The sequence below is a fragment of the Plebeiibacterium marinum genome, from assembly GCF_026013615.1.
GTDB classification, from domain to species: domain Bacteria; phylum Bacteroidota; class Bacteroidia; order Bacteroidales; family Marinilabiliaceae; genus Saccharicrinis; species Saccharicrinis marinus_A.
On sequence record NZ_JAPDPI010000064.1, the window covers coordinates 1 to 21878 of the forward strand.

The 21878-nt window shown below is 38.5% G+C and carries 20 protein-coding genes and 3 tRNA genes; 18 read left to right on the forward strand and 5 right to left on the reverse strand.

Translation table 11 applies throughout. The annotated features are described in order from the left end of the window. From OM074_RS19510 to OM074_RS19535, 6 genes are all read left to right on the forward strand, one after another. Positions 1–82, forward strand: a tRNA-Tyr gene (locus OM074_RS19510). A 35-nt stretch (positions 83–117) separates the two neighbouring features. Next, a tRNA-Thr gene (locus OM074_RS19515) sits at positions 118–191 on the forward strand. A 16-nt stretch (positions 192–207) separates the two neighbouring features. After that, positions 208–280: transfer RNA gene (locus OM074_RS19520), tRNA-Gly, on the forward strand. Between the two features lie 145 nt (positions 281–425). Continuing rightward, positions 426–947 (forward strand): DUF4199 domain-containing protein, encoded by a 522-nt coding sequence (locus tag OM074_RS19525; protein ID WP_301202299.1) that lies wholly within the window; start codon positions 426–428, stop codon positions 945–947. Positions 948–1033: 86 nt separating this feature from the next. After that, the gene (locus tag OM074_RS19530; RefSeq protein WP_301202300.1) at positions 1034–1984 is read left to right on the forward strand and encodes a glycosyltransferase family 2 protein; all 951 of its coding nucleotides are present in this window, start codon (positions 1034–1036) and stop codon (positions 1982–1984) included. Between the two features lie 36 nt (positions 1985–2020). Beyond that, positions 2021–2761, forward strand: a complete 741-nt coding sequence (locus OM074_RS19535) for a class I SAM-dependent methyltransferase (protein WP_301202301.1) — start codon at positions 2021–2023, stop codon at positions 2759–2761. Positions 2762–2878: 117 nt separating this feature from the next. Here OM074_RS19535 and miaA read toward each other — a convergent pair whose 3' ends face one another. Both miaA and OM074_RS19545 read right to left on the reverse strand, forming a co-directional pair. Beyond that, the gene (gene miaA / locus OM074_RS19540; RefSeq protein WP_301202302.1) at positions 2879–3793 is read right to left on the reverse strand and encodes a tRNA (adenosine(37)-N6)-dimethylallyltransferase MiaA; all 915 of its coding nucleotides are present in this window, start codon (positions 3791–3793) and stop codon (positions 2879–2881) included. Positions 3794–3827: 34 nt separating this feature from the next. Beyond that, positions 3828–4373 (reverse strand): IS1096 element passenger TnpR family protein, encoded by a 546-nt coding sequence (locus tag OM074_RS19545; RefSeq protein ID WP_301202303.1) that lies wholly within the window; start codon positions 4371–4373, stop codon positions 3828–3830. Between the two features lie 197 nt (positions 4374–4570). Here OM074_RS19545 and OM074_RS19550 point away from each other — a divergent pair, with 197 nt between their 5' ends. The 4 genes from OM074_RS19550 to OM074_RS19565 are packed head-to-tail and all read left to right on the forward strand — an operon-like array spanning position 4571 to position 7967. Next, a complete protein-coding gene (locus OM074_RS19550) occupies positions 4571–5014 on the forward strand; it encodes a c-type cytochrome (RefSeq protein ID WP_301202305.1) in 444 nt (147 codons plus the stop codon). A gap of 38 nt (positions 5015–5052) precedes the next feature. Further along, positions 5053–6294 (forward strand): aminotransferase class V-fold PLP-dependent enzyme, encoded by a 1242-nt coding sequence (locus OM074_RS19555; RefSeq protein WP_301202307.1) that lies wholly within the window; start codon positions 5053–5055, stop codon positions 6292–6294. Positions 6295–6308: 14 nt separating this feature from the next. After that, the gene (locus OM074_RS19560; RefSeq protein ID WP_301202308.1) at positions 6309–7487 is read left to right on the forward strand and encodes a BamA/TamA family outer membrane protein; all 1179 of its coding nucleotides are present in this window, start codon (positions 6309–6311) and stop codon (positions 7485–7487) included. A 51-nt stretch (positions 7488–7538) separates the two neighbouring features. Then, on the forward strand, positions 7539–7967 hold the full coding sequence (locus OM074_RS19565) for an RrF2 family transcriptional regulator (RefSeq protein ID WP_301202309.1): 429 nt from the start codon (positions 7539–7541) through the stop codon (positions 7965–7967). Positions 7968–8053: 86 nt separating this feature from the next. Here the strand turns inward: OM074_RS19565 and OM074_RS19570 are convergent, their stop codons facing one another. Further along, the gene (locus OM074_RS19570) at positions 8054–9163 is read right to left on the reverse strand and encodes a methyl-accepting chemotaxis protein (RefSeq protein WP_301202310.1); all 1110 of its coding nucleotides are present in this window, start codon (positions 9161–9163) and stop codon (positions 8054–8056) included. 562 nt (positions 9164–9725) lie between these two features. On the opposite strand from OM074_RS19570, the gene cysK reads away from it, so the two are divergent. The 6 genes from cysK (at position 9726) to cobA (ending at position 16920) form a co-directional block, all read left to right on the forward strand. Then, a complete protein-coding gene (cysK, locus tag OM074_RS19575; protein WP_301202311.1) occupies positions 9726–10643 on the forward strand; it encodes a cysteine synthase A in 918 nt (305 codons plus the stop codon). A gap of 192 nt (positions 10644–10835) precedes the next feature. Beyond that, positions 10836–12638, forward strand: a complete 1803-nt coding sequence (locus OM074_RS19580) for an assimilatory sulfite reductase (NADPH) flavoprotein subunit (protein ID WP_301202312.1) — start codon at positions 10836–10838, stop codon at positions 12636–12638. Between the two features lie 37 nt (positions 12639–12675). Continuing rightward, on the forward strand, positions 12676–14391 hold the full coding sequence (locus OM074_RS19585) for an NADPH-dependent assimilatory sulfite reductase hemoprotein subunit (RefSeq protein ID WP_301202313.1): 1716 nt from the start codon (positions 12676–12678) through the stop codon (positions 14389–14391). Next, the gene (locus tag OM074_RS19590; protein ID WP_301202314.1) at positions 14388–14621 is read left to right on the forward strand and encodes a DUF2061 domain-containing protein; all 234 of its coding nucleotides are present in this window, start codon (positions 14388–14390) and stop codon (positions 14619–14621) included. The genes OM074_RS19585 and OM074_RS19590 overlap by 4 nt, the downstream gene beginning before the upstream one ends. A 130-nt stretch (positions 14622–14751) precedes the next feature. Continuing rightward, positions 14752–15195: a precorrin-2 dehydrogenase/sirohydrochlorin ferrochelatase family protein gene (locus OM074_RS19595; RefSeq protein WP_301202315.1), complete on the forward strand. Its 444-nt coding sequence runs from the start codon at positions 14752–14754 to the stop codon at positions 15193–15195. 15 nt (positions 15196–15210) lie between these two features. Further along, the gene (cobA, locus tag OM074_RS19600; RefSeq protein WP_301202317.1) at positions 15211–16920 is read left to right on the forward strand and encodes a uroporphyrinogen-III C-methyltransferase; all 1710 of its coding nucleotides are present in this window, start codon (positions 15211–15213) and stop codon (positions 16918–16920) included. 128 nt (positions 16921–17048) lie between these two features. On the opposite strand, the gene OM074_RS19605 is transcribed toward cobA, so the two are convergent. Next, complete coding sequence (locus OM074_RS19605; RefSeq protein ID WP_301202318.1) at positions 17049–17492, reverse strand: cold-shock protein; 444 nt, start codon at positions 17490–17492, stop codon at positions 17049–17051. 397 nt (positions 17493–17889) lie between these two features. Here OM074_RS19605 and trpB point away from each other — a divergent pair, with 397 nt between their 5' ends. Beyond that, positions 17890–19122, forward strand: a complete 1233-nt coding sequence (trpB, locus tag OM074_RS19610) for a tryptophan synthase subunit beta (RefSeq protein ID WP_301202319.1) — start codon at positions 17890–17892, stop codon at positions 19120–19122. A gap of 131 nt (positions 19123–19253) precedes the next feature. Here the strand turns inward: trpB and OM074_RS19615 are convergent, their stop codons facing one another. Then, positions 19254–20138 (reverse strand): tetratricopeptide repeat protein, encoded by an 885-nt coding sequence (locus tag OM074_RS19615; RefSeq protein ID WP_301202320.1) that lies wholly within the window; start codon positions 20136–20138, stop codon positions 19254–19256. Positions 20139–20459: 321 nt separating this feature from the next. On the opposite strand from OM074_RS19615, the gene OM074_RS19620 reads away from it, so the two are divergent. Then, entirely contained in the window at positions 20460–21548 is a 1089-nt protein-coding gene (locus OM074_RS19620; RefSeq protein WP_301202321.1) for a nucleotidyltransferase family protein, read from the forward strand. Positions 21549–21878 lie beyond the last annotated feature (330 nt).

Genomic DNA, 21878 nt, shown 5'->3' on the forward strand with positions numbered 1-21878 from the left:
GGGAGATACCAAAGTGGCCAACTGGGGCGGACTGTAACTCCGCTGACTTTCGTCTTCGTAGGTTCGAATCCTGCTCTCCCCACAAAACCAGAAACGACTGGTTTTAACAATAGTATTGCCAATGTAGCTCAGCTGGCTAGAGCAGCTGATTTGTAATCAGCAGGTCGTGGGTTCGAGTCCCTCTATTGGCTCTTAAAATAATAATAAGCGGGAGTAGCTCAGCTGATAGAGCATTAGCCTTCCAAGCTAAGGGTCGCGGGTTTGAATCCCGTCTCCCGCTCAAATAAAAGCCATCGGATTTAGTTCTGGTGGCTTTTTTTATTGACTCTTTAATTCTTTTGATAAGTAGTTCGGAAATTTTACAATTATTTGTGTTTAAACATTATCTTTGAATGTATTCAAATACTAACGTTAAAAATAAAATTATGGAACACTTATCAGCGCCTAAATCATCTACAGTATTAACTTATGGCTTGTATCTTGGTTTGGCTTCAGTCCTTAACTTGCTTATTGTAAATTATGGTGGTTTAATGGGTAATGTGGTAGTGGGATTGGTTTGGTATGCAATATTAATTGCCATACTGGTTTTGGGTTTAAAACATTATAAAGAAAAAATAAACAGTGGTTTTTTGAAATATGGTCAGGGACTGGGTTTGTCTACTCTAATAGGTCTTGTGGGAGGTGTGATATATGGTGTTTTTTCTTATGTTTTATATACCATAATAGATCCTTCCGTTCATGAAAAATTAGTTGCTATTTCGCAAGAGAAAGCCTTGGAGCAGGGAACTACAGAGGCTCAGTTGGAGCAGGCAGAAGGTATTTTGAATATTTTTCTTAGTCCGGCATCAGTATCGGTGATGACAGTTGTTGGAGCTGTTTTTTGGGCTTTTGTGTTTTCATTGGTGATTGCTGCAATTGTAAAGAAAGATCCGGAACCCACCTTTTAATCTAAATATAAGCGAAAAGTAAAATATTGTGTCAGGTTAGGTTATGGTTTTAGCCTAACCTGAATATTGTTGTAAATTAACATATTATGGATTTATCTATAGTCGTGCCCCTGTTTAACGAAGAAGAGTCGTTGAAAGAGCTTTTTGATTGGGTGAATAAAGTATTGAAAGAAAATGAAATATCCTATGAACTGTTGTTTGTTGATGATGGTAGTAATGATTCGTCATGGGAAGTTGTTGAAGAGCTTGCTTCTGAAAATAAAGAGGTGCGGGGAATAAAATTTAGGCGTAACTATGGGAAATCTGCAGCGCTTTATAGTGGTTTTGATGCGGCAAGAGGCGATGTAGTGATTACTATGGATGCTGATTTACAAGATAATCCTGATGAACTTCCCGGATTGTACCGGATGATTATAGATGAAGGGTATGATCTGGTGAGTGGATGGAAAAAGAAACGCCACGACCCGCTAGGGAAAACTATTCCGAGTAAATTGTTTAACCGCACTGCAAGGTGGGTTTCTGGTATAAAGCTTCATGATTTTAATTGCGGTTTGAAAGCATACCGCAAAGAGGTAGTAAAAAGTGTGGAAGTATATGGTGAAATGCATCGTTATATTCCAATTTTGGCAAAAAGAAATGGATTTGGCAAGATTGGAGAGAAGGTTGTAATTCATAGGGAACGCCAATATGGTGTTTCTAAGTTTGGGGTAGAGCGGTTTCTAAAAGGGTTTCTTGATCTTTTATCGGTTACTTTTATCTCAAAATTCGGCAAGCGCCCGATGCATCTTTTTGGGGGATTGGGTACCTTGATGTTTATGGTAGGTTTCTTTTCATCAGTTTATCTTGGGATCAGGAAATTGTATTATGTGTATCATGATATACCGCAGGCATTGCTTACCTCCAGTCCTTATTTTTATATTGCCCTGGCGTGTATGATTATCGGTACGCAGTTGTTTGTAGCTGGTTTTCTTGCCGAGTTGGTTTCCAGAAATAGTCCTGAGCGCAATAAGTATCAAATTGAGAAAGTGTTGAAATAGTTCCTGGCTTTTTGCCGGATGTTTTAAGTGTAATTAATGGATAAAAATAATAATATGTCTTTCTATCACGATATAGTTAGTGCTTACGACGAAATATTTCCATTAAACCAACAGCAGGTTTGCTTTATTGAGCAAATGTTTTCACAATTGGGAGGGAAGAAAATGTTGGATGCCGGTTGTGGTACTGGGAGTCTGGCAATTGCTTTGGGAAGGAGGAGTGCTTCAGTGAGAGCTTTTGATTTGGATGTGGATATGGTGAATAGGGCTCTTGAAAAATGTCCCCAGGCTATAGATGCGAAGTTTTTGCAGGGTGATTTGTTAAAGATGGATGGTTTGTTTCCGCAGAAAACTTTTGATATAGTATACTGTTTTGGAAATACCCTGGCACATTTGCCAAGTTTAAAAGATGTGGAGCAGTTTGTTTTGTCTTCGTCGCAATTGCTAAAGGATGCCGGGAAATTATTGGTGCAAATTGTTAATTACGATAGAGTTATGGAAAGCAGGGTGGGATCCTTGCCAACAATCGAAAGCGATCATTATATTTTTGAGAGGTTATATGGTTATCGGGATGATAATGCTATTGATTTTACGACAAATCTGATAGCAAAGTCAGATAATTCAGTTTGTAGGCAAAGCGTGCAGTTAATACCGTTGTTAAAGTATGAGATTGAAAGAATATTGGAAAAGTATTTCTCACAGGTCTCTTTTTATTCTTCTTTTGATAAGGCTATGTGGTCAACGGATTCTTTTCATACCATTATAGAAGCAAGTATTTAGAGCATTAATGGTGTAATCTCGAAAAATACAAAAAGAAAACACCGGGCAAAAAAATGTAAACCGTGAGATTCGTTAAAAAAAATATGCCCGGTGAAAAAAAATGTCTTAAAAGGATGTTTAGGTAGGGCAATTTATAATTTTGCTGTCAATATATGAAATTATTTCACTGATATTATCTGGCTTAAACCAAAGAGTTTCCTGATCCTTTTTAAACCAGGTTAATTGCTTCTTTGCATACCGCCGTGTATTTCTTTTAATTAGTTCAATGGCTTTATTTATGTCGTATTCACCATCAAAATGAGCAAATATTTCTTTGTAACCTACGGTGTTTAATGAGTTTAACTCTTTGTGGGTGTAGAATTCCCGGGCTTCATCTATCAGTCCCATTTGTACCATTTTATCTACACGCAAGTTTATTCTGTTGTACACATCGGCTCTATCCAGCTCAAGGCCTGCTTTTATAATGTGGAATGGCCTTTTTTTTATGGTGTTGGTTCTAAGGGAACTGTATGGTTTTCCTGTCATCAGACATATTTCAACAGCATGAATTACCCTTTTGTGGTTTTGGAGGTCTACTTGTTGGTAAAATTCAGGATCTAACTGTTTTAGTTGCCTTCTGAAGTAATCAATTCCCTGTGTGATATATTGGTTTTGTAATTCATCCCTTAGTTCTTTGTCAATAGTAGGGATATCGTCAATGCCTTTGCAAATGGCATCAATATACATCATTGAACCACCAGTGAGCAAGAGCTGGTCGTGTGTTTTAAATAGATTAGACGATATTTCCAGTGCATCCTTCTCAAATTCCCATGCACTGTAATAATCGGTGATGGAGCGTGTGGCAATGTTGTGGTGGATAACAGTATTGAGTTCTTCCTGGGTAGGGGCAGCAGTACCAATCTTTAGTTCTTTAAAGATCTGCCTGGAATCAGCTGATATTATTTCAGTGTTATAGTGTTGTGCTATCTTAATAGCAGTTTTGGTTTTGCCAATCCCGGTTGGGCCAACAATAACTATTAAATGTTTTTGCATTGCAATGAGATTCAGTTCAACAGTCGCTTTACGATTACAAATCTTCCAGATCGTCTGTGTATGATATCATTGAGTCGGAATCAAAATCGCTGTCCGGGTGGTCCAGATATTCATCTATGTCATAATCATTTGACATCAGGTTTTCCTCCTGGCTGCCTTCGCCCAGGATGTCGTTTAAATCCAGTTGTCTGGGAGGTTCGCCTGCTGAATTGATACATTGGGTTTTGTGGCATTCTGTGTTCGTAATGTCAAAAGATTCTATAAACAAGTTCCTTTCATTAAAAAAATCAAACACATATATCAGGCGTTGCTTGTTTTCGGTAATATACTGACCAATTTTTGTTTCTGCCATAATATTTGAATCACTCGATTCATCGAGTGCCATGTCCATTAATGTGATCTCTTCATTTTTGTGCCACTCAGCATCGGTAATAAAGAAAGATGCCATCTGTCCCTCTTCGAAATTTAGAAGTTGTTGAATAAAGTTATGTAGTTCTAAAAAAGTAGACTCACTACTGATTTCAATGTCTCTAAAAAAATCATCATCTTCTCCTGATATCAATCTTAATCTAACCGTCATGTTGCATAAAAATTTTGAGTGCGCAAATATATATAAAACATTTATTGAGTTAAGGTTTTTTCTTTTGTTAATGGTAAAGGATTTCTTCTATAAACAAATTTGAAAGGTGCTTGTTAATGTTTTACAATATAGTTATATACACTGTTCGGAATTTATAACGTTTTTTAGTATAAAAAGTTTTAAAAAAATAAATATGTATGTTTTGTAAATCATTTTGTATTTTGCTGCCCTTGTTTGCAGTTTTGTTATGTTCATGTAGTGGTTCATCTGAAAATAGGGTGTCCGTACATGATTCCCAAGGTACCACTAAGATTAGTGAGGTAGATTTAGGGCATGGTAAACTGGTGTACGAGAAGAACTGTAAAGTTTGTCATCAGGACAAAGGACAAGGGATTTCAGGATATTATCCACCAGTTGTTAATACAAAAAGAACCAAAGGGGATAAGGGATATCTTATCAAAGTGCTTCTTAATGGATTAAGTGGTCCGATAAAAGTTGAGGGTGAAGATTATAATGGGGTAATGGCCAGTTATAAAAATTTGAGCAATGGAGATATAGCTTCGGTGCTAAATTATATCCGGAGTATGAGTGGTGGTGAGTTTGAGCCTGTTGCTCCCGGGGATGTAGAGGTGTTGAGGTGATTTTAGCGATTGTAAATTATAAAAAAAAGAAATATTTCATGACTAGTAAAAAAGGATTCACAACAAAGTCTTTGCATGCAGAATTTCCTAAGGAGGATGCTTATAATGCATTACATATGCCTGTATATGATGGAGTTGCCTATGAGTTTGGTTCGGCTGAGGAGATTCGTGATGCCTTTGAAGGGAAGCATTTTGCACATGCCTACAGCAGAACATCTAATCCTACCGTTGAGTTTTTTGAAAAAAAATTGTGTGGGTTGACTGGTGCTCATGGTGTTGTGGCATTGGCATCGGGCATGGCTGCCATATCCAATGCCTTGCTGGCCCTGGTTGAAAAAGATGGTAATATTGTGGCGTCAAACCAGTTGTTTGGCCATTCGTATGCTTTGCTTAAGGAAACATTGCCCTCATGGGGTATTGATGTTCGCTTTGTTGATATGGGGAATATGGATGAAGTTGGGAGCCGCATGGATTCAAATACGCGTGTTCTGTTCTTTGAAACCATTACCAATCCTCAGTTGGAAGTTGTGGATGTGAGTGAATTGTGCAAATTGGCTCATTCAAAAGGGGTTGTTGTAGTTGCTGACAGCACCATTACGCCTCCTTATGTTTTCAATTCAGCGCAATTGGGTGTTGATGTAGAGGTAATGTCATCTACAAAATTCATGTCTGGTGGTGCTGCAGCTGTAGGAGGGGTGATTATTGATAATGGATTATATGATTGGGGACATCTGCCGGCCTTATCATGCTGGGCTGATAAGTTTGGGAAGAATGCCTTTCTGACCAGGGTGAGAAAGGAGATATTCAGGCATTTGGGAGGTTGTATGACTGCCCATGCTGCTCATTTTTTTAATTTGGGACTGGATATACTGGCTTTAAGGGTAGACCGCTGTGTTGAAAATTGTTTGGCCTTGGGTGAGTTTTTTGAAAACCATCCAAAGGTGAGCTCGGTAAATTATCCCGGATTACCATCTAATAAATATTATACATTAAGTTCTTCACAATTTTCAGGGAAACCGGGGGCGGTTATGACCATAGATCTGGATACGAAAGATAAATGTTTCGAATTTTTAAACCATTTGGAAATAGTACGCCGGGCAACTAATTTGAACGACAACAAGACTTTGATAATACATCCTGAGTCAACAATATATTGCGAATTTGGAGATGATGAAAAAAAATCCATGAAGATCAGGGATACGATGTTGAGGATTTCTGTAGGGATTGAGGATGCTGGAGATTTAATAGACGACTTTAATCAGGCTCTTTCAAAAATATAAAAGAAGTCTCAGATATGTACAGGATATTGTTGCTGTTGCTTTTGTGTATTGGTTCGATAGGGGTATCGGCGCAGGTTGTAGAAGGAAGTAAATACAAAACAGGTACGCCCAGGAGTTCGTCTGGTTTGGTGAATGGCCTGACTTCACTTACAGAGTGGGGGATTGATCTTATTACCATAGAGCGAGAAAATTCAACTTTCTTTTTTTTACCTGTTGCGGGGTATGAGAACCGGACCGGGCTCAGTATTGGCCTATTGCCATCCTGGAGGTTTTATCTGGGTGGTAAAGAGGAGGGGCAAGGCTTTTATAGGCCTTCCAATATATCGGTTTCGGGTGAATTTTCCACATCGGGGATGTATGAGTTTTACCTGTCGTCAAAATTTTACACAAAAAATAACTGGTATCTGAAAACGAAATGGATGGTTCAGCATATGCCGGATAAGTTCTATTTGTTGGGGAATTCATCTGATAAAAGTGTTTTTTCGGATATTGAAGAGAATAAGCTGGAGTTTACCGGTCGGATCATGAAGATTGTTCGGGATAAGTGGTTTCTTGGGGTTAATTATGACTTTAGTTCATACAATATAAAAAATATAGATGGTCTGGTTTTTAATCCTTCAGTCAGGGGGTATCGTGATGCCTGGGTGGCCGGTGTAGGGCCGTCGGTTACTTATGATAATAGGAATAGTGTTATTTACCCGATGCGGGGGATGTTTTTTGAGAGTAGTTACCTTAATTATTTCCGGGCTTTGGGCGATTATGATTTTTCTACATTTAAATTTGATTACAGAACCTATGTTGATTTAGGAAAAAATGAGCAGGTTATAGCCATGCAGGCAGTGGTCAAGTCAACAGCCGGAGATGTTCCCTTTTACCGCATGTCGGAAATAGGAGGGAAAAGGCTGTTCAGGGGGATTTCCCATCCATATAAATATCTTGACAACCATAGTTTTTATGTGCAGGCAGCTTTTCGTTCCCGTTTATGGTGGCGACTGGGCTGTGAGGTGTTTTCTGGAGTTGGGAATGTGTTTGATAAACTTGGCTCTTCAATGTTGGAAGATATGCATGTGATGGGAGGTGCAGGTTTAAGAATAAGGGTTTTAGAAAATGAGAAGTTGAGTTTTAGGATTGATTATGGTATGACAAACAGGGGTGATAGTGGTGTGTTTTTTACCCTTGGTGAGGCCTTTTAGTTTATGGCTTTAGGTTTATATGTATTAGTAGGGGACAAAAAATTACAGTTTATGAAAATTTCAAAAAAAACGGAATATGGATTAAGGTTTTTACTGGCTTTGGCCGAGTTGAGCCCTAAAAGGTATATGGGTATTTATCAAATTTCTTTGAGGCACGATATTCCAATGAAGTTTTTGGAAGCCATTGCGGTTGCGTTAAAAAAGAGTGGAATGCTGGAGGTAAAAAAGGGTGCAGGTGGGGGCTACCGGTTAAATACAACTCCGGATAAAATTACTCTGTATATGGTGTATGAGTGTCTGGAAAACAGTTTTAAAAAACAGTTGCCTGTAAATGAAGATGATTCGAATAATCAGAAAGCGGTTAGCCTGGTTTTAAACCAAACCATTGAAAATATGGTAAAAATTATGGCTGGCAAAACACTATTGGATATTCAAAAAGAATATAGGAACCTGAACGAAAGCTTGATGTATTACATCTGATGCCCTGCTTTCAATATTGTGCCCTTGCAGCACCGGGATATTGAAAACAGAGGTGCCAGCCAATTTGTTAAAGTGGTTAATGGCTTTTAAAACTTAAAAAAGTCGATATTCTTTATTAATTGATTCGATTGGTTCGAAAGTTTCCCAGAGTTGTGGTTCATTTCTTCGGCAAGCTTTGCGTTGCTTTGGGTAATGCTGTTAATGCTGTTTATTGCCGAAGTAACCTGGTCTGAACCCGATTTTAACTCCTGGCTTGAGACCGAAATTTCTTCCATTAAATTCATGGTTGTCTCCATGGAAGGGATTGCATCTTCAAGTTGCTGGTTTACCCACTCTGAAAGGTTGAGCCCTTTTGTTGTCAGCGACTGGATATCGTCAGCTGCCTTTTTGCTTGTTTCGGCTAGCTTTTTTACCTCGCTGGCCACTACCGAAAATCCTGCACCAGCTTCTCCTGCTTGTTTAGCTTCTATGGCTGCGTTTAGTGCCAATAAGTTGGTTTCGGTAGCAATGGAATCAATTACTTTAATTTTTTCGGCAATTAATAAAATAGCCTTGTTTAATTCGCTTGCGCTGTTGGCGCTCATTTTAATCTTTTCATTGGTTTCAGATGTTGACTGAAATGTTTTGGAAGCATTTTCATTTGAAGAATTAATATTGGCATTCATCTCTTCCATTGATGCAGATATTTCTTCTATGGAACTGGCCTGCTCGTTGTTCCCCTTCGAAAGTGTTTGAGCTATATGGTTGGCTTCTTGTCCCATTTTGTCAACATCTACTGCCGAATGGTTAATGCTCGACAATGAAGTCTTGAATATTTCTGAAAGATTTATGATGCTATTCTTTAAGGTGTTTAATTCTCCTTTGTAGTTCCTTTTTAATTCTTCCTTTTGTGAGGTGTTTATATCTCCGGAACTTAAAATCTTGATACTTTCAATTAATCGCGCTAATGGTATCCTTATCCATCGTGAAACTATAAATAATAAAATTGCAGTTACTGACAGGCCTGAAACCAGAGCTGCCCAAAATGGGTATGCTTCAGGATAAACATAATGTATTTTGCTGTTGATAACCGTAAAAAACACGTTGGCTATCCAGATAATCCCGATGGGTAAAAATATGCTGTTTTTAAATAGTGCTCTTAAAACTAAGGTTCCCGTAATAATGGCAAAGACAAATACAATTAAAATTTTCAACATGCTTTCTTCTTCTATTTTTCTGTTTTCTGATTGTTGGGCGAAGTTTAGGCGTTAAACTTGGCTGGATGTAATAAGGTTTCAAAAAAAAACACTTTTTTTGATAAAACCATTAACAGGTGTGGTAATATTCTAAAATTATGTTGAGGGTTGCCTTAGGCTGTTGATTGTGAGCTATGGGCAATACTTTAGATGAAAGGAATGGGTGTGTTGTGTAAAACCTATCAAATAAGTGTGATAAATGAAGAGGGCTTGAAAGAGCAGGTTGTGGTGTATTTAAATATTGATATGTCAAATAGTTAGGGTTGTGGGTGTGTTTTTGTTTGTTATCTAAAGCATACGTAAATGGTATGGTAATAGGATGTTTTGCTATTGTATATGTTGAACCCATGCTCTAATTTTGTGTTGTAATGTTAGAGAAAGGAGAAAGGTGGCGAGTATCATATAGTATTTATATGTAGCTTTATAAACCCTGAATTCTTTAAATATTGAAATTATATATAATAGTAGATTTACCCGGACACAGTGTTGTGTGTGGAAGATGAATTAATTAAAACATACAAATATGACCAAGATTGCAAAAGATGTTACCGAACTGATTGGGAATACCCCTTTGGTGCAAATTAACCGACTAAATGAAGGTGGGGCACAGTTGTTGGCCAAGCTTGAATTCTATAATCCGGCAAGCTCAGTGAAGGATCGTGTTGCTTTTTCAATGATTGATGATGCCGAAAAGCAAGGTAAAGTAGATAAGGATACTGTGATCATTGAGCCCACAAGTGGTAATACCGGTGTCGGACTGGCTTTGGTTTCAGCCGTAAAAGGTTATCGCCTTATTCTTACTATGCCTGAGAGTATGAGCGTTGAAAGAAGAAAATTGTTGAAAAAGTTTGGTGCAGAGTTGGTGCTTACTCCAGCTTCTGCCGGGATGAAGGGTGCTATTGAAAAAGCCCAGGAATTGGCAGGTGAGTATGAGAAGTCATTTATCCCACAGCAGTTTGAGAATCCGGCAAACCCGGCTTACCATAAAAAAACAACAGCTGAAGAGATATGGAGAGACACAGACGGTGAAGTGGATATATTTATTGCCGGGGTTGGAACCGGAGGAACCCTGTCGGGAGTTGGTGAAGTGTTGAAAAAGAAAAATCCGCAGGTAAAAATAATTGCAGTGGAACCTTTTGATAGTCCGGTTATTTCAGGAGGAAAACCTGGCCCTCATAAAATTCAAGGGATTGGTGCAGGTTTTATTCCCGGAAACCTTAATACAGATATTATTGATGAGGTAGTGAAGGTAGCAAATGAGGATGCCATTCAAACAAGCCACAAAGCTACATTGGCTGAAGGGATATTGTGTGGGTATTCGTCAGGGGCTGCATTGTGGGCTGCCTTGCAGGTTTCAAAACGACCGGAGAATAAAGGGAAAAGAATTGTGGTAATATTGCCGGATACGGGTGAGAGGTATCTGAGTAGCTATGAAATTTAATTATTGAGTATCCACGTTAAATATGGCACTAATATATCATATAACACTTTTAATCTTTTTAGTGCCATATTTTTTCTTTCCATTTATTGAGATTGTTATCTCAGGTTAACTAATAACATTTTTAAAGCTGATTGTTTGACTTGGTACTTCTTGTCAAATAGCCATTGGTATGTCATTTTTTTTAGGATTAATATGATTGACGGATATAAAAATATATTTACGGAAGAGCAGATAAATACAGCAAAGGCCTTGTATAAAGGGTTGTCCGAGGAACAGAGGTTGTGGTTGTCGGGATATTTGGCAGGAATTAATCAATCGGGGGTGTTTTCAGGTAATCCGTTATCTGAAAATCAAAAGGAGGAAGACTCTGATCAAAAGACCATTGAATCCGCCTTATCTGATAGTATTACAGTTTTATATGGCACACATACCGGTAATTCAAAGTTGGTTGCAGAACGTTTTGCTGTAGCAGCTCAATCCAAGGGGGTGAAAATTGATTTGGGTAGTCTGGCCGACTATAAAAACAGGAAACTGAAGGAGGAACGTAATTTGCTGCTTGTTGTTTCAACACACGGAGAAGGCGAACCTCCTGTTTCAGCTGAAGATTTTTATGGCTATATCTTTGGAAAAAAAGCCCCGGCATTGAATAGCTTGAATTATTCTGTAGTTGCTTTGGGAGACAGTAGTTATATTAATTTTTGCCAAACAGGAAAGGATATTTATAGTCAACTAAAAAAGCTTGGGGCTACCAATGTTTCTGATCTTATCGAATTGGATGTTGACTTTAAAGATCAGCTTGATGCTATATTCCCCGGTCTTATTGCTGCATTTTCAAGTGCAAATGGATCGCCTGGAGTGTTTAATCATGGAGAAGAGGATGATAAATTGGCGAGTCCTGATCAGTGGACCGAAGCAGAGGTGCTTGAAAAAATACTGCTGAACGGGGCTGGGTCGCACAAGGAAACCTATCATATAGAATTTGATATTGAGGATAAAGGTTTGGCCTATGAACCTGGGGATGCCCTGGAGGTGATTGCAAAGAACAATAAGGAATTGGTTCATTCAGTTTTGCACAAACTAAATATTGATGAAAATGAACTGGTTACTGTGGCAAATGAGGAAATAACCATAAAGGAGGCCTTGGTGTCAAGATTTGAGCTTACCGTGCTCACCCCACAGGTTCTGAAAAATTATGCCGGGTATGCCAAAAATACTAAGCTGGATGATTTAATTGGTGATGTTGGTTTGCTAAAAGAGTATTTGTATGGCCATGATTTCCTTGATTTGATAAACGAATATCCTGTTGGTATTAATGCTGCCGGTTTAACGGGGATCTTAAGGAAGCTCCCGGCTCGCTTGTATTCCATATCCTCTAGCTATGATTATAATCCTGATGAGGTTCATATTACAGTTGGGGCTGTGCGCTATCAGTTAAATGAGAGAGAGCATAATGGTTTGTGTTCTTCGTTTTTAGCTGATGATATTAATGTTGGGGATGATGTATTGGTGCGGATAAAGAAGAATGAGGGATTCAGGCTCCCGGAAAACGATGCCAAAGTAATTATGGTTGGACCGGGCACGGGTATTGCTCCTTTCAGGTCTTTTTTGCAGCAAAGAGAGAATGACGGTGCTCCAGGTGATAACTGGCTGTTTTTTGGTGACCAGCATTTTGAAACGGATTTTCTGTATCAGTCAGAACTCTTGGGCTATAGGTCTAAAGGGCTTTTGAATAGCCTGGATGTGGCATTTTCACGTGATCAGGAGGATAAAGTATATGTACAACATCGTTTAAGGGAAAAAGGGCAAGAGGTATATAAATGGCTTAAAGATGGTGCTTATGTTTATTTATGTGGTGATAAGGATAACATGGCAAACGATGTAAAACAAGAACTGGTCAGGATTTTAGAAATCCATGGAGGTCTGTCTACTGAAGATGCATACGCATATTTTAAAGAATTAAGGTCTTCCAAAAGGTTTCAGGAAGATGTTTACTAAAGAGTTTTAATCCATTCATCTTTTATAATACGGAATAATGGCAGAAATAAAAAATAACGAAATATTACCCTCCTGGAATCCTTCTGATGTGGAACGGATTAAGGAACAGAGTGATTATTTAAGAGGGTCGCTGCAGCAGAGCCTGGCCGATATTGCTACAGGTTCAATTGCTGCTGATGATACGCAGCTGATTAAATTCCATGGGAGTTATCAGCAAACCGACAGGGATCTGGATGCTGATAGAAAAAAGCAAAAGCTGGAACCTTTATATAGTTTTATGATTCGGGTTCGTATCCCGGGGGGTGTAGCTTCTGCACAGCAGTGGCTGGCTTTTGATAGTTTATCCAATACATACGGTAACAATACATTGAAGTTAACCACGCGACAGGCGTTTCAGTTTCATGGGGTTATCAAGCGAAACTTAAAAAAGATCATGCAGGGCATCAATGATGTATTGCTTGATTCAATTGCTGCCTGTGGTGATGTAAACAGGAATGTTATGTGTACCACTAATGAGTCCTTGTCGCCACTGGTTCCTGCAGCTTACCAAATGGCAAAGGATATTAGCAACCACTTGCTGCCGCGGACAACAGCGTATCATGAAATCTGGTTGAACCAAAAACTTCTTGTTGATGGAAAAAGGGATGAGGAACCTATTTATGGAAAAACTTACTTGCCCCGTAAATTTAAAATAGCAATAGCCATACCTCCTTATAATGATACGGATATTTTTTCGAATGATATAGGCTTGATTGCTATTGGGAAAAATGACCAACTGGAGGGGTTTAATATTTCTGTTGGAGGAGGATTGGGAATGACATTTACTGAGCCTGGAACCTATCCACGTTTGGGCGATATTATTGGTTTTGTTCCCTATGATAATACATTGGAAGTAGTAGAAGAGGTTGTAAAGTTACAAAGGGATTATGGGAACAGGGAGAATAGAAAAAAAGCCCGGCTAAAATATACGATCGACCGTTTGGGACCTGAAAGTTTCAAAGAACTTTTAGAAAAAAGGCTGGGATATAAACTGGAGGATAGCCGCCCTTACAAATTTGAATCAAATGGAGATGTATTTGGCTGGAAACAAAGTAGTAGTGGAAAATGGTTTTTGGGTCTGTTTGTAGAGCACGGCAGGGTCAGGGATGAGGAAAATTATCAATTAAAATCAGGTCTTAGGAAAATAGCCTCCTTGGGGAAATCAGATTTCCGTTTAACAGGAAACCAGGGATTGGTTATTGGTGGAATCAGAGATGAGGATAAGGCTGAAATAGAGTCCATTTTAAAGGAATATAAAATATGGCCAAAGTATAAATTAAGTGGTGCCCGAAAGCATGCAATTGCCTGTGTGGCATTAAATACCTGTACGATGGCATTTGCCGAGGCTGAGCGTTATTTGCCTTCTTTGATGGACAAGATTGAAGTTATTTTGGATGAGAATGGCTTAACCGATGACGATATCTTAATAAGGATGACGGGTTGTCCTAACGGTTGTGGGCGTCCATATCTGGGGGAGATCGGTTTTGTGGGAAGGTCTCCCGGGAAGTACAATATGTATCTGGGAGCTGGTTTTAGTGGGGACAGGCTTAATACTTTATATAGAGAAACCTTGTCGGAAGACGAAATACTGAAGGAGTTAAAGGTGTTGCTGGCCCGATATGCCAAGGAAAGAAATAAAGGTGAACGGTTTGGTGATTTTGTAAGCAGGGTTGGTATTGTTGGTTACCAGTCTGGTATTAAAGAAATAAAATGATGAGAGAAAAGAGGTACAGGACTTTACTTAAAACAATATCATGGAGAACAACCGGTACGATCGATACTTTTTTGGTAGCCTATTTTATTACAGGTAAAGTTGGGTTGGCTGCATCCATCAGTGGAGTTGAGGTTTTTACAAAAATGTTCTTGTACTATTGGCACGAAAGGGCATGGAACCGCGTAAAATACGGAAAAGAAAAGCCAAAGGACCCGGAGTATTTTATATAGTTTCAGTAGTAAATACCTGAAAAAGTGAATACTCAAATCATTCACTTTGGACTTTACTATTCTTTACATACAAATGTTTTCAACGTGTAATTAGTATGGAATTGATACTAAACTAATAAAATGGATGACGATGGAATTTTTACCAATATCAATAAGGATTAATAATCAACCTATATTAATCATTGGAGGGGGAAATGTGGCCTTGCATAAAATTGTACTTCTTAAAAGGTTTACGAATAGTTTTAGGGTTATTGCTCCGGATATATTACCGGAAATTAAACAGATACAGGGAGTGGAGTATGTTGAAAAGGTATATGAGCCAGATGATTTGAAGGGATTTAGGTTGGTGTATATTACTACGGATAAAACTGATTTAAACCAGCAGATTGCAGATCATGCCAAAGCATTGGGGTGTTTGGTAAATGTGGCTGATAATCCTTCATGCAGTGATTTTGTTTCTCCGGCCATTTATGTGGATAGGCATATGACGGTAGCAGTGGGGTCAGATGGAAAAGATGTGCTGGCCTCTGTGAAATTGAGGGATAAGCTTAAGCTGTGGCTTTCTGAAAACTAAAAAATAGTTTGGGATATGGAGAATGTGAAAATTTTTATAGAGAACCGGAAGGGAAATCCAGAGGTGGAATTTAAGTTAGAAGAGATACTTAAAGGTTGTAAGCTCAGTTTTTTCGATAATATAGACCGGGAGTCCGGGGTTAGAGGAATTTATCCTGAAAAAGATAATGTAGCCGTGCTTTCTGTGGGACAGCTTGATTTAGTAGTTAGGGATGCCAGTAGTTTGCCGTATTCTTTGCCCAATGGTATTGAGTTGTATGCTTTGTTAAATAAAGAGGGAGCACCTGTTGGCAAAAATGATGAATTAAAAAAATACTGGGCCGTACTGGGAAAAAGTGGCCTCAAAGATATTGCTGTTAAATTTTCAGGCTATGATGAAAGGGCAAAATGGGGCAAGGTTGTTCTTGCGGGATTTGGTCCTGGCGATCCATCACTTTTAACCAGGAAAGCGGAGTTTAACCTATATAAGGCCGACCAGATTTTTTATGATGACCTGACCAATCATGAATACCTGGATAAGTTTTGCGGGCAAAAAATTTATGTCGGGAAACGCAAGGGCAGGCATAAATTTGACCAGGAGTTGATAAACAATATGCTTTATCAGGCGGCTTTAGAAGGAAAATGGGTAGTAAGGCTAAAAGGTGGCGATCCATTAATTTTTGGGCGCGGTGCCGAGGAGTATCATTTTTTGGCACGCAGGTTTATAACTTCAGAAATTATACCTGGTGTAACAAGCGCCTTTGCAGCAGCAGCTGATGCGGTTATACCATTTACGGAAAGGTCAATGGCTTCTAGTGTAGCGTTTCTTTCGGGGCATGATTTAAGCAAGCTGAAAATACCTCAGGCCGATACCTTGGTTTTTTATATGGGTGCTTCAATGCAACAAGACCTGGCAATGCGGATTGTAGATGAGGGTTGGCATAAAAATACACCGGTGGCCATTGTTCACAATGCTTCTTCAAAGGATCGAAAGATATATCGGGGCTCATTAAGGGAATTGATTACAGAAGGATCTGGTTTGCCATCTCCTGCTATAATCATAGTGGGCAAAACGGCGGCGGCGTATCATCATCAATCCAATAAATGGCTGTATACAGGCGTGTCGGTTAACGACTGGGAAGCAGAGGAGAATATGGTACATAATCCATTGATCAGAATTAATGCATTCACACCCAAAAAACATGTTTTTTCAAACTTAAATAAGTACAATAGGATAGTGTTTACCAGTAGGCATGCGGTAATTCATTTCTTTAAAGAGTTGTTTGCTGCCGGAAAAGATGCCAGGGATTTGTCTGGTATTGTAGTTGACTGTATTGGTAGCCATACTGCTGGTGCTTTAAAAAACTACGGGCTTGTAGTAAAACCATTGACAGGGGAAGAATCGGCAAGTGCTATGGCCCGATATTATTCGGATAACAATGTTAGTGGGGTGCGGATTCTTATTCCTGGATCAGAAAGGGGAAACCAATTTCTTGCAGACACGTTGAAAAAAGCGGGTAACTGGGTCGAACAACAGACTCTGTATGCCATTGAAAAAAATACAGCTATAGTAAAGCAGGATTTAAGTAAATTTTCAGGTGTAGTTTTTACTTCTCCTAAAACAGTTGAAGTTTTTTATGATGTTTATGGACACATCCCGGCGCATCTGCAAATAAAGTGCCGGGGGTCACAAACAGCCCAAAAGTTAAATGAATTAAGTTTAAAATCGGTTAAGATTGGAGCATAGCCTGTCTCAATATGTATTATGGTAATTCGGGTTTGAAACAGATAAGGAATAAGGATTAATCAGGACGGAACCCCAGCGGGACGAGTCAAAACCAAATCGGGGTTTGATTCGTCCTGATGGAAGGGGATTTATGTTGTTTTTTGTACCCTGACCGCGTTCATGCCCTTTAGTCCTTTTTCAAGCTCAAAGGTAACCTGGTCATTTTCTTTTACTTTGTCAATTAACCCATTAATATGTACAAAGTACTTTTCTGTAGTTTCTAAATCCATTATAAACCCGTAACCTTTATCGTCATTAAAGAAAACAACTTTCCCTTTTTTTACGGGATCTTCCTCTTCTTTTTTCGATACGGATATTTTAATGTTCTCAGCTTTAATCTCTTTTTTCTTAGTTAAATCAGGAGGAGTATCGGTAATCATGCCGTTTTCATCAACATAAGCAATCATGCTATCCAGATCACCCCCGCCGGCATTCGATTTTCTATCCTCTTTTCGTTTAAGCTTGTCCTGGCGTTTTTTTAGTCTTTTCTTTTCTTTTTCTTTTTTTCCAAATGTTTCTTGAGATCTCCCCATTAAATAAGTTGTTTATAAATTAAAAAAAATGAGTTACAATACTATGTTGAAATAGTCAGTCAAGTTAGCAAAAGGACATATTTGCAATTGGGTAATACTGATACCTGGTGTAGTTGTGGAAGTCAAATTGCCGGGTAAAATGTTACAGAAAAGGAAACGTTGCCTATTACTAAATTTTTGACAAAGGTAAAATATAAATTTAGAAAATCGAGGGTGTTATACTCTATTTTCATTTCATTACAGTTTTTATCTTAAATGTATTCGATGGAAATCTCTTTTATGAGTTTTGTCACACTTGCTGATTAATGACGGTATGCAGACTTGTTCAATCCATTTAATTTCATTAAAATTGGTAGCTGAATTTTTTCAGCTTGAACTATATTAAAATAAATAATCAATGGATAAGTCATTATTAGCCAAAGAAGTAATGCCTGATAAAGAAGGTTTTTTTGGAGAGTATGGTGGGCGATTTGTGCCACCAATGCTTGAGCCGGTGATGCAGGAGATTACTGAGGCTTACGAAAAAATTAAGGATGATCCTGTTTTTAAAGAGGAACTCTATTACTTGCAAAAACACTACACTGGTCGTCCTTCACCTGTATTTCATGCAAAAAATCTTTCCGAAAAAATTGGAGGGGCGCAAATTTACCTCAAGCGCGAAGACCTGAACCACACCGGAGCGCACAAAATAAATCACTGTTTAGGAGAAGCATTACTTGCCAAAAGAATGGGCAAGAAAAAAATTATTGCCGAAACCGGAGCTGGTCAGCATGGTGTGGCCCTGGCAACGGCAGCAGCACTTGTTGGGCTCGAATGTGATATTCACATGGGAGAGGTGGATATCTATAAAGAACACCCCAATGTGGTCAGGATGAAAATTTTAGGGGCCAATGTTATACCGGCTACTCATGGGCTTAAGACCCTGAAGGAAGCGGTTGATTCGGCTTTTGAGGCTTACGTTAAAGATCCGGTTACTCAAATATATGCCATTGGTTCGGTTGTGGGGCCTCACCCTTTTCCCATGATGGTTCGCGATTTCCAATCCATAATAGGAAGAGAAGCTAAGGAACAGTTTCTGGAGATGACAGGCAAGTTGCCGGATAATCTTGTGGCTTGTGTGGGCGGTGGGTCTAACGCCATCGGCTTGTTCTCTGCCTTTTTGGAGGATGAAAGTGTATCGGTATACGGGGTTGAGCCTGCGGGTACAAGTTTTAATACCGGTGATCATGCAGCTACCCTTTCTTTAGGTAAGCCGGGGATGATTCATGGTTTTAAATGCTATCTGTTGCAGGATGAGAACGGGGAACCGGCTCCTGTAAATACTGTGGCTTCAGGATTGGATTATCCCGGAGTTGGACCACAGCATTCTTACTTAAAGGATATTAAACGGGTTAATTACGAAACCATATCAGATAAAGAAGCCATTGATGCTTTTATGCAATTAGCCCGTAAAGAAGGTATTATACCTGCATTAGAAAGTTCACATGCCGTGGCCTATGCTCTAAAGCTGGCTAAAGACCTTCCAAAAGATAAAACCATTTTAGTAAACCTGTCGGGTAGGGGCGATAAGGATATTGATTATGTGGTAGAAAAGTTTGGAAAGGATTATGGAATAGCTGATAGCTTATAGCTTATAGCTTATAGCTTATAGCTGATGGCTTTTGGCTGGCAGCTTATGAGCCGGGTTGTTAAAAATTAAAAAGGATCCGTTCTTTACCTTTGATATAAAGAGCGGATCCTTATTTTTATAATATTAAGTTTTTAATTCAGTAGCTTCATCATTTCAGCTTCCTTATCTTTCATGTCAAGGCGCTTGTAGGCAACTGCCAAACAGCCTATGATTGATTTGTTTTTAGGTGACATTTGATGTGCTTTTTCCAGCATGGGCAATGCTTTTTTATAACCCAGGCTAATGCTTTCCAGTTTCTGGTTAAAGTTATGGTAATCTACCCTTGACGGATTCTTAATCGACTCATACCTCTTTTTCTCCTTCTTGTATAAATCATCAGTCTGCTTGTAATACACTAAACCCAATTTGGTAATCGATTTCTTGTGGTCGGGATTTGTAGCCAATATTTTTTCAAAGGCAGCTGCTGATTCATTGTATTTTTTTAATTTATCCAATGAAGAGCCATATAGGTATAAAAAGGTTTCATTTTCTGGCTCGCTTTCCAAGGCTGTTTCAAGGCATGATACTGCTTTTTCGTATTTGCCGGAATTAAAATACAGGTAACCTAATTTTTTAGTGAAATCAGCTTTTGAATCAGGGAACTTGGTAATGCCTTCAGCCAATATAGATTCGGCATTGTCGCTGTCTTTTAATTTTTCGTATGCCTGCGACAGGGAGTAATATACATTGGGTTCTGCATAATTTAAATCAATACATCTCTTTAAAAAAGGAATACCCTTGACATATTGGTCTATACGAACGTAGTTTTGTCCGGCTTTAAATATAGATAAAGTGTCTGTTTTGCTTTCGTTTTCATATGCAGTAACCGCTTTTTCATAAGTAACAGCTGCCTTATCATATATTTCCTGCCCTTCGTACATAATGGCTTCGCTCTTTAGTATGTCCCCTTGTTGTGCCATTATTGGGATCTGAAATAAACCTAAGGTAAATAAAATAAGTGTGTTTCTAATTGTCATATTTTTGTAGTTTAATAAGTGAAATGTTAGAATTAAAGAAACAAAGATATTAAAGAAGAGGGGTGGTTTGAAAATAAAATTGAAGATATTTTATAAAATAGTGTTAACGCACACATTTTTTCAGGTTTCCATCTGCTATCACAAATCCCTCTGTATGGCATCAGTAATTATAAAAAAAAACACTACTGATTGGCTAAAAATGCGAAGAGAGTTGTGTTTATATTAATATAAAAGCCCGTCGGCTTGAGACAAAAGAGTTTTATATTTTTAGAAGAAAGTTCTAGTCGGTTACTAGTGATAAAAAATATATACTTTTGAAAAATGGGAGTGATAGATTTTAAGAAAGAACACGTAAGAGATTTAATTTCCTTATGTAGATTGGGGCAGGAGCAGACCGGGTTTGCAGGAAATGTTGATGATACCTTAATTAAATTAGGATTGTTTCATGGGGTTGGGGCATGGTGTTATTATAGATATAAAAACAACCATATTTCGGGTGATATAGAGGAGCGTGACCTTGCAGAATGGAAAAAACATTTCATAACGGCATCTCTTGCCAACCAGCAAAAACTTAAGGTGTATCATCAGGTTCAGGAAATCCTGCGAAAGGAAGGGATTCCGGTAATCGGCCTAAAAGGGATTGTTTTGGCCAGCGGAATATATGAAGATGAAGGAGTAAGGCCAATGGGAGATGTGGATATTTTGGTTCCGGAAGGGATGGGGTTTAAAGCTTTAGAGCTGTTGTTAAAGGCTGGAGCAAGGCAAAACTATGTTTTTAGAAGTGTGTTGCACGAAAAAGTCCATTCGCATGTAAGGGCAATAAACTATAATGGTGTGCTGGTCGAAATACACCAGCGTTTGTTTTCTCTTGGAAACCCATACCATACCAAAGGAGTGGATTTCTTTAAAAACACCTTACGCATCGAAAAGCAGGGAGTGGTAATAAATAGTCTTAATCATGTGTGGTTAGGGTATCATTTGTTGGCGCATGCAGCTTCCAATATCAGAACTGGAGGTTTGAGGTTTGGGTGGCTTGTTGATATGGCTATTTTGTTTCGGCAACAGCCAGATATAGATAGTTACATAAATAGTGTGCTGCAAATAAATCCTTCCAGGAAAAAGAATCTGAGTAATATTGTTGGTATGGTCAAGGTTTTGATGTCTTCTGATATAGTACCAGACCCTGTTATCCCGGATATATTTGAAGCTATGAAATTGCGTAATGTTCAAAAAATTCATAAGGTGGTCAATTTTGATGAAATATGGCACACGCCCCAATTATCGCGTAAAATTCATCTGGCCTTTCGCGAATTATTCCCCGATACCCGATATATGAAGCAATGGGGAAGAAATAAAGAATGCAGCATCCTTAAGCTATACCTTAAAAGATTATTTGGGGGAATTTTTTAACAATGAGCAATGATCAATCACCAATTATCAATTATCAATGAGCAATAAGCAGTAACCTATATGCTAAGAGATAAGAGATGAGTTGTTTTATAAACCAGCAACAAGTAATCAATGACCAATGACTACTTAACTATTGACCAGCAACCGGTAACCAGCAACTAATACCAAGCAACCAATAACCAATGTCCATTGACTAATTGCTAATGACTATTGCCCATCAAAAAAAAATCCCTTCCCAACCCCTTGACAAGGTGCTTGTTATCTTATATCTTTGTGTTTCGTGTGAAAAAACTTTGCAAAAAAGTTTGGCGGGTAAAAATAAAACCTCTT